General features: G+C 62.3%; 10 protein-coding genes and 1 tRNA gene. 3 read left to right on the plus strand and 8 right to left on the minus strand.

Annotated features, from left to right (window positions below):
* Nucleotides 1-2 precede the first annotated feature (2 nt).
* The gene (locus tag ACR9Y2_RS29925; protein ID WP_435045544.1) at nt 3-1,145 is read right to left on the minus strand and encodes a substrate-binding domain-containing protein; all 1,143 of its coding nucleotides are present in this window, start codon (nt 1,143-1,145) and stop codon (nt 3-5) included.
* A gap of 213 nt (nt 1,146-1,358) precedes the next feature.
* Here ACR9Y2_RS29925 and ACR9Y2_RS29930 point away from each other — a divergent pair, with 213 nt between their 5' ends.
* Nucleotides 1,359-3,557: a DUF5060 domain-containing protein gene (locus ACR9Y2_RS29930; RefSeq protein ID WP_435045545.1), complete on the plus strand. Its 2,199-nt coding sequence runs from the start codon at nt 1,359-1,361 to the stop codon at nt 3,555-3,557.
* 19 nt (nt 3,558-3,576) lie between these two features.
* Nucleotides 3,577-4,638: a hypothetical protein gene (locus ACR9Y2_RS29935; protein WP_435045546.1), complete on the plus strand. Its 1,062-nt coding sequence runs from the start codon at nt 3,577-3,579 to the stop codon at nt 4,636-4,638.
* A gap of 5 nt (nt 4,639-4,643) precedes the next feature.
* Here the strand turns inward: ACR9Y2_RS29935 and ACR9Y2_RS29940 are convergent, their stop codons facing one another.
* Nucleotides 4,644-6,689: a beta-galactosidase gene (locus ACR9Y2_RS29940; RefSeq protein WP_435045547.1), complete on the minus strand. Its 2,046-nt coding sequence runs from the start codon at nt 6,687-6,689 to the stop codon at nt 4,644-4,646.
* Nucleotides 6,690-6,748: 59 nt separating this feature from the next.
* On the opposite strand from ACR9Y2_RS29940, the gene ACR9Y2_RS29945 reads away from it, so the two are divergent.
* Entirely contained in the window at nt 6,749-8,488 is a 1,740-nt protein-coding gene (locus ACR9Y2_RS29945) for an SMP-30/gluconolactonase/LRE family protein (protein WP_435045548.1), read from the plus strand.
* A gap of 30 nt (nt 8,489-8,518) precedes the next feature.
* On the opposite strand, the gene ACR9Y2_RS29950 is transcribed toward ACR9Y2_RS29945, so the two are convergent.
* The 6 genes from ACR9Y2_RS29950 to ACR9Y2_RS29975 form a co-directional block, all read right to left on the minus strand.
* Nucleotides 8,519-9,898 (minus strand): sulfatase-like hydrolase/transferase, encoded by a 1,380-nt coding sequence (locus ACR9Y2_RS29950; RefSeq protein ID WP_435045549.1) that lies wholly within the window; start codon nt 9,896-9,898, stop codon nt 8,519-8,521.
* A gap of 12 nt (nt 9,899-9,910) precedes the next feature.
* Nucleotides 9,911-11,542, minus strand: coding sequence for an alpha-L-fucosidase (locus tag ACR9Y2_RS29955; protein WP_435045550.1), 1,632 nt, complete (start codon nt 11,540-11,542; stop codon nt 9,911-9,913).
* A 30-nt stretch (nt 11,543-11,572) separates the two neighbouring features.
* Nucleotides 11,573-11,725, minus strand: a complete 153-nt coding sequence (locus ACR9Y2_RS29960; protein ID WP_435045551.1) for a hypothetical protein — start codon at nt 11,723-11,725, stop codon at nt 11,573-11,575.
* A gap of 102 nt (nt 11,726-11,827) precedes the next feature.
* Nucleotides 11,828-11,903 (minus strand) — tRNA-Thr (locus ACR9Y2_RS29965).
* 150 nt (nt 11,904-12,053) lie between these two features.
* Nucleotides 12,054-12,302 carry a hypothetical protein gene (locus ACR9Y2_RS29970; RefSeq protein ID WP_435045552.1) on the minus strand — a complete coding sequence of 83 codons (249 nt, stop codon included), beginning with the start codon at nt 12,300-12,302 and terminating at the stop codon, nt 12,054-12,056.
* A 78-nt stretch (nt 12,303-12,380) separates the two neighbouring features.
* Entirely contained in the window at nt 12,381-13,217 is an 837-nt protein-coding gene (locus ACR9Y2_RS29975; RefSeq protein WP_435045553.1) for a hypothetical protein, read from the minus strand.
* Between the last annotated feature and the right edge of the window lie 8 nt (nt 13,218-13,225).

A 13,225-nucleotide genomic window follows, 5' to 3' on the forward strand; every position in this document is an offset into this window, starting at 1 on the left:
CGCTACATCAACTCCACCGGGCTGGTCCCATCCAGCGGATATAGTAGATCCACGTTCTGGGGCGTCAACAGCTTATGCGCAACAAACACCGCGGAGGGCACGGGCTTGTGCTCCAGCAGTCGGATCGCCATGCGGATCAGCTCCTCCCCGTAGCGTTCCGGGAAATACGCAACAGAGCCCACCAGTTGCGTGCCCCGTCGCCGCAATTCCTGCCGTGCGGCCAGGATCCCGTTCTGCCCCACCACCGAGCACAACTGCGCGCATCCGGCTTCTTCGAAAGCCCGCAGCGCGGCCAGCGCACAAGCATCGTTCACCGCACCCACCAGTGTCCGCCGCGGCTTCGACCTGCTCAGATGCTTGCGCACAACACCCAGGATCTGTTCGAACGAACCTTTGCCATCCAGGTGCACACACGACATGGTGTCGTAGTAGGGCAACTCGCTGCGCAGCCCGTCGACTGTACCCGTAATGCGCAGGCGCGGCAGCGGACCGGCGATAGGCAGCTCCAGCAGCAACACCTGCTCGGCCCCACCCGGCCAGTGCTGCTTTGTCCAGCGGCCCAGGGCCCGGCCCGCAATCAGGCCGGCTTCATAGTTGTTCGCTCCAAAGTAGGTCGCGCCCGGATGCGGAATCTCGATCGCGATCACCGGGATATTGGCTTCCTGGAAGCGGGCCGCGATCTTCGTGGCCACCCGCTGGTGCGTCTGGAACTCCAGCACCAGGTCGACATTCTCGCGGATCAGGTACTCCGCATTCCGCAGTGCTTCGGCGGCGCTGTACCGGTTGTTCACCATCACCAACTGGATATTCTCTTTGGCTGAGGCGGCCCGCTGAATCCCTTCCGTCACCGTGCGGGAGAACTCTGAGTTCGTCTGCTCAGCGAAACCCAGGCGAATGATCCGCGTAGAACGCGTTCGGACCAGTGAACGGTATTCGCCACGGCCCACCCGTTCCAGCAGCCCGCCCTGTACCAGGCTCTTCAACAGGCGGAAGGCAGTCGTCCGTGACAGGCTGGTGCGGTCCACCACATCCGGTAAAGCCACCACCTCGCTCTCACTTCGAAAACACTTCAACACTTCACAGGCTCGTAAAACTGCCTGCGCCGCATTGCGGTCACGCGAGGATGAATCGGCGGTCGTGGCCATATCCTTACCGTCTCTGAATGAAAATTCCGAGCACCCATAATATTCCATTCCGCGGAATTTCGCAGCTGGTCCTTTGGCGGCTATCTTCTTCATCGAACCTCGGCCGGAATCCGGATCCGCTTCCGCAGGGCGGAACTTCCCGGAGGTCCGGGCAAACGCCGTATCCCTACGGCTTCAGATCCGGTACAGTGTGAAAACGCCGCCAGGTACGCCATGTCATCATTCCGCTGGATTCACTCGACCCCTTTTGCCGCCGCCCTGCTCCTGCTGCCTTGCCTGAACGGCCTGCTGCCGGCTCAGCAGATTACCGGTGAACTGAAGCAATGGCACGACGTGGTGCTCACCTTCGACGGCCCGGCCACCAGTGAGGCCGCGAACCCCAACCCCTTCTTGTTCTACCGGCTCAACGTCACCTTCACCCAGGGCGCCAAGCGCTTCGTCATTCCCGGCTACTTCGCCGCCGATGGCAACACCGCCGAGACCAGCGCCACTGCCGGGAACAAATGGCGGGTCCACTTCATCCCCGACGCCACCGGTGACTGGGAGTATCAGGTGTCGTTCCGTTCCGGCCAGGACGTCGCGGTCGATCTCAATCCCGACGCCGGCACTGCGCTCAAGCCCGATGGTCTCGCCGGGAAGATCAACATCGCCCCCTCCGACAAGTCGGGCCGCGACCACCGTGCACAGGGCACCCTGCATTACGTCGGTGAACACTATGCCCAGTACGACGGCTCCAAGAAATACTTCATCCAGGTGGGCACGCAAAGCCCTGAGAACTTCCTGGCCTACTATGAGTTCGACGACACGGTGGATCATGGCGGCGCGGAGAATCGCCTGAAGGACGGGCTCCATCACTTCGAGCCCCACGTCCGCGACTGGCGCGCCGGTGACCCCAGTTGGAAGGGCGGCAAGGGCAAGGGCATCATTGGCGCCTTGAACTACCTGGCCGGCAAGGGGATGAACACCTTCTACTCGCTGACCATGAACATCGACGGCGACGGCCGCGAGATCTATCCCTGGACCAGCTATGAGGAACGCGCCCGTTACGACATCTCCAAACTCGCCCAGTGGGATCTAGTCTTCTCGCATATGGACAAGCTGGGCATGCAGCTCATGCTCATCACGCAGGAAGAAGAGAACGAGCAACTGCTGGGCAAGATGACCGTCCTACGCAAGCTCTACTACCGCGAACTGATCGCCCGCTTCGCCCATCACCACGCCATCCTCTGGGATCTTTCCGAGGAGATGGATCGTTGGCGCTACTACACCACCGAGGACATCAAGGCGCTGTGTGAGTACTTCAAGCAAGTGGATCCGTGGCAGCATCCCATCCAGTACGTGCAGTGGAAGGGCGAATTGCTGCCGGACGACAAGGGCTACGGACGGCTGCTCGGCTTCGATGGCTTTGACGGCACGGCGATGCAGCACGATCCCGAGTACACGCGCCCGGCCACCATCAAGTGGGTGGACGCTTCGGCCAAAGCCGGCCACAAGTGGCTGGTCGGCATCATCGAAATCAATCCCACCAGCACCGGAGTCCTGCCTGACGCGGACGACTACTGGCACGACACGGTTCGCAAAGCGTCCATCTGGGGCAACCTCATGGCCGGCGGCTCCGGCACGGTCTTCTTCTTCGGCTACGCTCATCCCGACAGCGACCTCGATCTGGAAGACTGGCGCAGCCGCGATCACTTCTGGGACCTGCTCCACTACGCCCACGAGTTCTTCACGCGCTATCTGCCTTTCCAGCAGATGCGCCACGATGACGACTTGACCGCCACCTCGGACGACTATGTCTTCGCCAAGCGCGGCGAGATCTATGCGGTCTACCTGCCCAATGGCGGCACCACCGCTCTTGACCTCTCCGCGGCGCAAGGCCTCTTCGAAGTGAAGTGGTTCGACCCGCGCTTCGGCGGTGAACTGCAAAACGGCAGCGTGCGGACCATCCAGGGCGGCGGCATCCGGACACTCGGCCTGCCTCCCAACGAACCCAGCAGGGATTGGGCGCTGCTCGTGCGGCCGGCCTCGCCTCCGCTCGACAAGGAGCGTAAGTTCCTCGTCAAACTGAACATGCCCATCGGTAGTTTCATCAGCAAAGCCGGAGACCCCGTCACGGCCTCCATCATCTCGCCTGAGTCCTTCCTCGGCGGCAGCCTGCAAGGCACCGTGGAGAGTGTCTCCAACACGGACGGCGGCAACGTCACCATCCGTTTCCGCGCGCTGGCTCACAAAGAGCTGACGATCCCCATCACCACTGTGACAACCGGCTTCGTCAACTCCAAAGGCCACAAGGCCGTTGACGATGAAGAGCGGCCCACCAACGTGGAAAAGGGCGCCTTCGTCACGCCCAAGTCGACCTTCCTCCTGAATGAAGGGGCTGAGATCAACTTGCTTGTCTCACCGGGACATTGAGAAGCTCCAGATGCCCACCATGGATCCTCAAGCAATGCCCTCGCGGCGGCAATTCCTGGCGTCTTCCCTCGCCCTGGCCGCCCCCGGCTCCGCGCCGGATGTCTCGCCCTACCTCACCCCCCACAAGTACGGCAAGCTCGTCCTCGGCCCCGACCCTACGCCCGGCGCCTTCGACAGCCGCAGCGTCGATTGCCCCTTCGTCTTTCGCCACAAGGGCGAGTTCCGCATGACCTACATCGGCTGGGATGGCACCGGCTACCAGACCGGGTTGGCCGCCTCGCGCGACCTCGTCACCTGGCGCCGCCTCGGCTGCATCCTGCGCCGCGATCCGGCGAACCCCATCACCCGCTACAACATTGCGATGAACTGGATTCTTCGCGACACCCGCCTGCGCTCCAAGGGCGAGTTGAAGAAGGTTCATGGCCGCTACCTGGGTGTCTTCCACGCTTACCCCAATGCCGGCTACGAGGAAGGCCCCGCCATCATCGGACTCTGCTGGAGCGCCGACCTCCTCCACTGGGAAATCGGTGACATTGTCTTGCGACCGGACGACGGCGCCGATTGGGAACGCGGCGGCCTCTACAAACCCTGTCTCGTCGAGGACCAGGGCACTTACTACCTCTTCTACAACGCCAAGTCCCGGAACCTGCCTAAATCAGAAGGCGGCGGTTGGCGCGAGCAGACAGGCGTCGTCACCTCCACAGATCTGAAGACCTGGAATCGATACGATGCCAACCCGATCGTGCGCAACGGTCCTGCCGGCAGCCCCGACCAACGCTTCGCCAGCGACCCCTGCGTGGTCACCGATGGCAAACACTGGCTGCTCTTCTACTTCGGACTCGATGCCAAAGGCAAGGCGCGCGACCTGATCGCGCTGGGCGATGACCCGTATCACCTCACCAAATCCGACCAGATTCTCATCGACGTCGGGCCGCCCGGCACGGTCGATTCCACCTACGCGCACAAGCCCTCAGTGCTCGTCCATCAGGGCGATCTCTACCACTACTATTGCGCTGTCTCCGGCAAGTACCCCAACGAGGTCCGCGGCATCTCGGTCGCCCGCTCGCGTCCCTGGGGCTAGCGCGGCTAAACCGACAACACTTCTACGCCCCGTGGCGGCAGGTTCAGCAGACTCACGGCCGCGCCGCCGGCCAACAGCGGCCGCATGGCCCGAGGCAGCACCACCTTCTGTGCCGCCTTCGAGTGGTTGATCACGATAAAGACGTCCTTGCCGCCGCCCGTGCGCCGGCACACCTCCACCACGTCCGGCACCGGGCCCAAAGCCGGCTTCACGCCGCTCAACCGCAGCATCCACTCCGCCGCCTTGGCCATCAGCGCATCATCGAGGAACGCGGCAATGTACGTGATCCGCCCCTTGCCCACTACGCGCGAAACCACAGCCGGCTGATCGTCCAGCCAGCCGTTGCTGGCGCCATATTTCATCAACACCTCGACACCCTGGGCGCGCGTTTTCAACTGCTCCGCCCACAGCGTCGCCTTGCCCTGGCCCCACGGCCCGCTAACCGGCACGTCTTCATCCAGTGCGTACCACTGCTCCACACGCGCGCCCAGCACGTCTGCCAGCGGACCCGGTTGCCTCATCGGCCACAGCGAGTTGAACTCGTCCTTCATGCCCGAGCGCGGCCCCAGCACCAGATGCCCGCCTTGCCGGACGTACTCCTCCAGGTGCTTCGCCATCGGCTCCGTCAGCACGTTCAGCGCCGGAGCGACCACCAGCTTGTACCCGCCCAGAGGCGCCATCGGGTGAATCACGTCCATCTGCTGTGCCTGCCGACGCAGGGGCCGGTAATAGCTGCCCAGCAGCGCCACCGGGTCGAAGTTGCGGTTGTGCCGCTGGAAGTTCACCGCCCACCGGCTGTCGTAAGAGTGCAGCATCGCCACCTCTGACACCGGCTCGGTCCCGCCCACCGCGCCGCCCACCTTCGCGAAGTCGCGGCCTAACTGCGCTGCCTCGTCATACATCGGCACCGGAGTCCCATCGGCGCCCACCAGCGTCCCGTGATACTGCTCCTGCCCGTTCAGCGCGCTGCGCCACTGCCAGTAACTGATGCAGTCCGCTCCGTGACCCACCGCATGCCAAGCCATGGCCCGCGCCTCACCCTTGTCCAGCGCGTTGTTCACTTCCTGCCAGTTGACGAAACCGGGCTGCGTCTCGATCAGCCAGAAGTTCTTGCGCTTCAACCCGCGTGTCAGGTCATGCACGATGCCGTTCTTCAGCGCATCCAGATGACCGCGCCCCACATAGTTGTCCCACGACACCAGATCCAGTTCCTCGGCCAGGATGTAGTGGTCGAACGAGTCGTACCAGCCCATGTAGTTGCTGGTGATGAACTGCCGCTTCGGCGCATGCGCCCGGATCGCTTCCACCTGCACATGCTGGTAGGTCCGGAACGTCTCCGAGATGAAGTGCTTCCATTCCAGGAACAGGCCCGGATTCCCACTTGGCCCCAGTGGGATCTGGCTCCAGTCGGTATAAGCCTCGCTCCAATACGCCGTCGTCCAATGCTCGTTCAACGCATTCAGCGTTTTGTACCGCTTCTTCAAGAACTCCTGGAACTGAGCGCGAGTGAAATCGTCGTTCGACGTCCGCCCGTACTCGTTGTCGATCTGCCAGCCCACCACATTCTGATTCCCGCCAAAGCGCTTGGCCATCACGCCGGCAATCCGCGCGCAGAACTCGCGGTACTTTTCGCTGGTGAAGGAGAAGTGCGCCCGGTTGCCGTGCTGCGCTTTCCGTCCATCCGCCTCCGTCAGCAGGGTGTCCGGATACTTCTGCGTCATCCATGCCGGAGGCGCCGCCGTCGGCGTCCCGATCACCGTCACCAGATTCCGCTTCGCCGCCATCTCCACGGCCCGCTCCAGCCAATCGAGCTCAAACTGACCCTCATGCGGCTCCAGCGTGCTCCAGGCAAATTCCGCCACGCGCACCATCCGCAGCCCGGCCTGCTCCATCAGCTTCAAATCTTCGTCCCAACGCGACTCCGGCCACTGCTCCGGATACCAGGCGGCGCCCAAAACCAGCGGGGGTGTGACTGCCGCGGCTTGTAGTGTGGGTAAAGCGGAAAGGAAGGGCAGGGAAAGCGACTGCGTCAGGAAACTACGGCGTTGCATGCCCGCATCATATCGGATCGCTCCGTCTGGTGTAGCATGTCTGAAGCCCTTCTCTACCCATGACTACGACACGATTCGCGTTGTTTGCGGCCGCCACTCTGTTCTTCTGCGCTTACGCCGAAGACTATCCCCTCGGTCCTGACTCCGAGCGTCACCCCGGAGTCCCGCAGGGCACCGTCACGAAGTACTCCTGGAAGGACAGCAAGATCTTCCCTGGCACCGAACGCGACTATTGGGTCTACGTACCCGCGCAGTACTCCAAGGAGAAAGCCGCCGCTTTGATGGTCTTCCAGGACGGGGGCGGCTACATCACCGACACCGGAGCCTGGCGCGCCCACATCGTCTTCGACAACCTCATCGCCCGCGGCGAAATGCCCGTCACCATCGGCGTCTTCATCAATCCCGGAGTGATGCCCGCCCGCTCCACCCAGAGCCTGGGCCGCTTCAACCGAAGCTATGAATACGACGCCATAGGCGACCGCTATTCGCAGTTCCTGCTCACGGAGATCCTGCCCGAAGTCTCCAAGTCGTATAACATCACGACGGACCCGAACCTGCGCGGCATCGGTGGCTCCAGTTCAGGCGCCATCTGCGCCTTCACCGTCGCCTGGCTCCATCCCGAGTCGTTCCGCCGCGTCCTCAGCACCATCGGCAGCTACACGAACCTGCGCGGCGGCAACATCTATCCGTCCTGGGTCCGCAAAACCGAGCCCAAGCCGCTGCGCGTCTTCCAGCAGGATGGCGACCACGACCTCAACATCTTCGTCGGCAACTGGTGGATCGGCAATCAGGATCTCGCCTCGGCCCTGGAATACGCGGGCTACGACACCACTCACGTCTGGGGCACCGAAGGTCACAACAGCAAGCACGGCGGATCCATCCTGCCCTATGCCCTCCGCTGGCTGTGGCGCGAATCCTCCAAACCAATTGTTGCGTCCAAGGGCGGTGGCGGCGAGCGCCAGTTCTCCACGATGTTCCTGGATCCCGCCGAACGCTGGCAACTGGTCAGCGAGGGCCATAAATTCACAGAAGGGCCGGCCGTCGACAAGCAGGGCAACGTCTTCTTCACCGACATCCCAAACAACCGCATCCACCGCGTCACCGTCGACGGGGCCGTCTCTGTCTTCAAGGAAGACTCGGGCGGAGCGAACGGTTTGGTGGTGGGTGCTGACGGACGCCTTTACGCCTGCCAGAACGGCCGCAAACGCATCGTCGCTTACACCATGGATGGCCGCGAAACGGTTCTGGCCGAGGACGTCACCTCCAACGACCTGGCAATTTCCAGCAAGGGCGATATCTATTTCACCGATCCCAACAACCACCGTGTCTGGTACTTGGATTCAAAGGGCGCCAAACGCATCGTGGCCGAGAATCTGGGCTTCCCCAACGGCATCGCCTTCAGCCCCGATCAGACTCTGCTCTACGTGAACGACTCAACCTCGAAGTCCATCTGGTCCTACCAGATCCAGGATGACGGTTCGCTCACCAACGGCGAGCCGTTCTACCGCCTGGAGTTGCATGACGATTTCATGCGCAGCGGCGCCGACGGCATGAAGGTCGATGCCGAAGGTCAGCTCTTCGTGGCGACCAAGCTCGGAATCCAGATCTGCGACCAGCCCGGCCGTGTCGTGGCGATTTGGAATAAACCCGATCGCGCCGACATTTCCAATCTGCTCTTCGCCGGACCGGCCCGCGACATCCTCTTTGTCACCGCGGGCGACAAGGTCTTCAAACGCAAAGTCCGGCGCCAGGGCACGGTTCCCTGGGAAGTCGTCAAGCCGCCGCAGCCTCGCCTGTAATGGATAACCTACCGCCGGAGGTGGTGGAACTCACGCCGCCGGCACGTAGCCCCAGTTCGGCTTGTCCAGATCCAGCGCGTCGCCCGTCTTCTTCATCCACTCTTTCAGCAGGGCTCTCAGCTCCGCGACCTTTCCGGCCGACTGCGGCTCTCCGGCCAGGTTTCGCATCTCCCATGGATCCTGCTTCATGCGGAACAGTTGCGTCGTCAGCTGGCCATTCACCATGTATTGGATCAGTTTCCAGTCGTCCGTCCGCACGCCTCGCTGGAAATGCCGGTAGGAGAAGAACACGCTGTCACGCCAGCCGCGCAGCAGGGTTTGCCCCTCGACTCCGGCCGAAACCTTCGTGCCCGTGAGCTCGCACAGGGTCGGGAAGATATCGAGGTTGTAGCACAGCCCGGTTTGTCGCCGATTCCGCGGAATTCCGGGGCCCGACAGCATCAACGGCACGCGGACGCTGTGGTCGTAAAGGCTCTGCTTACCCATCAGTCCGTGCTGCCCCAGCGCCAGGCCGTTGTCGCCCGCAAACACGACGATCGTGTCCTGCTCAAGCTTGGTGGCCCGCAGCGTATCGAGGATCCGCCCGATGTGGAAATCGAGGTGCGTAATCATGGCGTAGTAATCCGCCAGATGCCGCGTGACTTCCGGTTGCTGCCGCGGGAAGCCCGCCAGCAGTTCGTCCCTCACCTGCAACTCTCCGTTGTCGAACGGATGCTGCTGCAGGAAGTTCGGCGGGAGTTTGAGCTGGTCTGCTGAATAGAGCTTCCGGTACGACTCCGGGGCCATTCGCGGATCGTGTGGCGCCGTGAACGCCGTATAGAGAAAGAACGGCTTAGCCCGGTTGGCCGTCTTCAGGAATTGAATGGCCTCGTCGGCAAACAGTTCGCTGGAGAAACGGTCGCCCATGCGCTCGCGTTCCTTGCCATACTGGCCCGTCCGATCGTAGTCCTGGATGGGCGTCTTCAGATGGTCGGCCATGCCGCCGAAGAAGATCGCCGAGCCATTCTCAAAGCACTGATTGAACCGCGCCTTCGCGTTGTGCCACTTGCCGATGCCATAGGTCGAGAAGCCGGCATTGCGGAAGTGTTCGCCCATCAGCGTGACAGCCGGTGGAGGTGTCGAGTCCATGTTCCTGGTCGCCCGGAACAGAGTCTGGCCCGTCAGCAGCATCGCGCGGCTGGCGATGCATACCGCTCCGCCGGTGCCGCCCATGATGTGGGCCCGCTCGAACGCCATTCCGCTGCCCACCAGCCGGTCGATGTTCGGGGTCCGGATGTCCTTGTTGCCCAACGCGCCAATCGTGTTGAACCGCTGGTCGTCCGAGTAGAGCACCACTATGTTCGGCGGCCGCGACGGTGCGGCCCCGAGAGTTGCCGCCGTGGCCGATCCAAGGAACTGTCGTCGATTCATGGCCATGCGCCCTTACTGCGGTGTCAGCCGGACGCTCTCCACGGCCGATGGCAGCCGGTCGCCCTTCACAAACGGCTTCGGCGGTGTAATCGTCAGCGTGTGATAGTCGCCCGCCGCCAACTCCACCTGTTCGCCCGCTGGCTTGCCGTCAATGGTCACAGCCATCCCGGCGCTGGACGGCGATACAGCTATCCGGTATTTGCCCGGCTTGGACGCGAAGTGCCACTCCAGCTTGTACACCGAGGGACGCTCGTAGTAGCCACGGCCGTTGTAGTTGTAGAAGGAATCCGCCTGCTTCGAGATCAGGGTCAATTCGCCGCTCGCCGCCGGTTGCAGCGTCGGTGGAATCACGGTCAAAGCACCATCGAACTCGGCGACGACCACCGTCACCGGAGCTGTCTCAATCCGCTTCGTCACCGTGACGCTCTTCACCGCTGCGCTGTTGTCCACTGGGAGGGAGGTCTTTCCAGCATCTGTCAGGAAGTACGCCCTCTTGATCTGCGTCTTCAACCCCGGCAGTTCCAGCCGCCCGTCGGCCGGCCATTGGCGGACCATCAGGTACATCCGGCCCGGCTTCACCGTCACCTGCCCAAACGCCAGATCCCGGAAGGGTTGCGGACCCGCCCCATAGATCGCCTCTCCATTGACCCTCACCCACGCCCCGATGCCTTCGAGTACTTTCTGTTCGAACTCCACCACGCTGCCATCGCCCATCGGCCCGATGTTCAGCAGATAGTTGCCGCCGCGGCTCGTCACCTCCACCAACTTGACGATGTGTTCATTGATCTTGCCTGGCAGATCCTCGCGCTTCTGCCACGACCGGTAGCCCCAGGTCTCGTGGTAAATCGACGCCGGCGTCTGCCACGGCTCATCGATCACGTACGGCGGAATGTGGTTGTCGCCCATCACGGTGAAGTCGCCTTGATGATTGAACACCCGGCCGCTCACCATGCAGTCGGGCTGCAGCTCGTGGACGGTGTCGGTGAAGCGCTTGCTCTGCTCCGGAGTCGGCTTGCCCATGTCGAACCAGATCTCGGACATCGGCCCGTAGTTCGACATCAGCTCCTTCAACTGTGCGACGTTGAAGTCCTCGTGGGGCTTGGGGATCTCATTGTTGTTGCGCCCGCCGTCGGAGGGCGTAGCCCGCTCGTCATGCCAGTCGATGGTGGAGTAATAGACGCCGAACTTCAGCCCGTTGCGGCGGCAGGCCTCCGCCAGTCCCCTGACGACGTCTTTGCCGAAGGGTGTGGCATTCACGACGTTGAACTGGCTTTGTTTCGTCCCGAACATGCTGAACCCGTCGTGATGCTTGGAGGTGATCACGATGAACTTCATGCCGGCCGCCTTCGCCAGGCGCGCCACAGCGTCGGGATCCCACTTCTGAGGATTGAACTGGCTGGTGAGTTGGGCGTACTCATCACGGGCAATCTTGCCCTCGCCCTGGATCTGCTCACTGTACCCGGTCGTGACCGGTTTGCCCTGCCAGATTCCGCCGGGAATCGCGTACAGCCCCCAGTGGATGAACAGTCCGAATTTGCGGTCCTGCCACTGCTGGACGGCTTGCGCCGAGGGGCGCTTGGGTTCTGCTGCGAGTAGGGAGGAAGAGAGGAGACAAAGACTCAGTAAACTGCTTCGGGCGGTCATTTGGTAACCACCCTATCAAACCGGCGAGAACTAAGTCTGCTTGGGTTCCTTTTCCTTCTTGAGTGCCTTTTCGGCCCGGTCGACCCAGGCTGTCGGCGCGGAAGCGATCACGGCCAGTATCAGGCCAAACAGCGCGACCGCAATGAAGGCGGGAACAGGAATGATGCTAAAGATCTCTGACATTTGGAGCCCTTTGCCCATTCGATGCGGCACTGCAGCGATCCGATGCGGATTCCTCCCATGTCGAGGTCCAACTGGAGGCGGAATGCGAGGCGGGGAGAAAACTGGAGCCAGCGGAGGGGATCGAACCCACGACCCTCTGATTACAAATCAGATGCTCTACCAACTGAGCTACGCTGGCCCTCTGGGATATTATAGCTTCCCTTGCATCGATTGCTCCACTCCCGGTCAGCAATCGGGTGCATCGCCCCCGCAGCCCTCATACGAACCCAATTGAGCCTGAGAACCGAACACCACCGGCTCACAGGCTCACGCGCCGTTCAATCCGGGGCTAGGTCTTCTTCTTGCCCTTGTTGGCTGGATCGTGCTGCCAGCAGAATTTTTTGCCCGCCTGCGCCTTGCGCTTACACCGGGTGCCCGCCTGGGTCAACGCCGTACACTGGTCCGCTTCCGCTACCGCGGTCTTGGGCGCCGTCGTGGCATTCTTGTCCGCTTCCTTGCCGGCCAACCCGAAGCAGGGCCCAAACGCCAGCGTGCTGACAAGCAGAGCCGACGCCACGATATTCACGAATCTCCGCATGAGAATCCTCCTGAAGTAGATGCCAGTGGGCGCTGGCCCAACCCGGCATCTCCAGGAGAGTATCACACCCCTTTCCCTCTACGGACCTGCCGTACGATAGCTGGCCAATAGCAGGTCACCCGTTTGGGGCGTTGCTACCGAAAGGAACGTAACCCTGTTTCCGCTCAACACATAGTCGAGCGCCGGCTTCTGCAGGATCCCGTTACGGAACAGGTGCAGGCTGCCCGCCGGAAACGGCGCCTGCGCTAGTACGAACACGGCATTTGCTCCATCCACGGAGCCCGCCGGCGTCTCCATATCAACGAACCCAATTGCGCCGCCGCCCGCTCCGCATGTTCCGGCTGTTCCGTCCACATGCACACAGTCACCCGGCGACCCGCTCACGCCCGCGATCTCCCCCGTGGCATCGATCAGTGCGATTCGATTGGGTTGGAAGGCGATGCTCTTGGTCGGACGGTCGGCCAGCGCCTCCGTCAGTCCCACCACATCCACAAGCTGCACCACACTGGCCGCGGCTGCCACCGCATTCGATCCGGCGGGCGCCTGCACCCGAACATCCTTTACCGCTACCGCCAGATTACTGGGCGGCACTGACCAGATCTCCGTGAACTGCAGTTTGCCGTCCACATTGAACCTGACCGTATAGTAGGCATTCGCTGATGCGTTGGTTGTCGGCACCAGCTTCACCCGCAGCAGGCCGCCAACCACCTGCAGAGTGAGCGAGTTTGCCGGAATATTCGAAGTGTCAGCCGCCGTGAACGATCGCCAGCTCACTACGGCCGAACCGGTGAACGGAGTCCCGTCCGCCTTATAAAGCGTGTCGTAAATCTGCGTCAGCGGGGGAGCCGCCTCCGCCAACATCCCAAGCAGTGCCTGCACTGCCGTGAACACAAAAATGAGCCGCCGCGCGGACATCAATTCCA

The sequence above is a fragment of the Paludibaculum fermentans genome, from assembly GCF_051172195.1.
Taxonomy (GTDB): Bacteria; Acidobacteriota; Terriglobia; order Bryobacterales; family Bryobacteraceae; genus Paludibaculum; species Paludibaculum fermentans_A.

Bases quoted from the DNA above. Each gene is read 5' to 3' on its own strand.
- ACR9Y2_RS29925 (WP_435045544.1), bottom strand. From the start codon at position 1,145: ATGGCCACGACCGCCGATTCATCCTCGCGTGACCGCAATGCGGCGCAG.
- ACR9Y2_RS29930 (WP_435045545.1), top strand. From the start codon at position 1,359: ATGTCATCATTCCGCTGGATTCACTCGACCCCTTTTGCCGCCGCCCTG.
- ACR9Y2_RS29935 (WP_435045546.1), top strand. From the start codon at position 3,577: ATGGATCCTCAAGCAATGCCCTCGCGGCGGCAATTCCTGGCGTCTTCC.
- ACR9Y2_RS29940 (WP_435045547.1), bottom strand. From the start codon at position 6,689: ATGCAACGCCGTAGTTTCCTGACGCAGTCGCTTTCCCTGCCCTTCCTT.
- ACR9Y2_RS29945 (WP_435045548.1), top strand. From the start codon at position 6,749: ATGACTACGACACGATTCGCGTTGTTTGCGGCCGCCACTCTGTTCTTC.
- ACR9Y2_RS29950 (WP_435045549.1), bottom strand. From the start codon at position 9,898: ATGAATCGACGACAGTTCCTTGGATCGGCCACGGCGGCAACTCTCGGG.
- ACR9Y2_RS29955 (WP_435045550.1), bottom strand. From the start codon at position 11,542: ATGACCGCCCGAAGCAGTTTACTGAGTCTTTGTCTCCTCTCTTCCTCC.
- ACR9Y2_RS29960 (WP_435045551.1), bottom strand. From the start codon at position 11,725: ATGTCAGAGATCTTTAGCATCATTCCTGTTCCCGCCTTCATTGCGGTC.
- ACR9Y2_RS29970 (WP_435045552.1), bottom strand. From the start codon at position 12,302: ATGCGGAGATTCGTGAATATCGTGGCGTCGGCTCTGCTTGTCAGCACG.
- ACR9Y2_RS29975 (WP_435045553.1), bottom strand. From the start codon at position 13,217: ATGTCCGCGCGGCGGCTCATTTTTGTGTTCACGGCAGTGCAGGCACTG.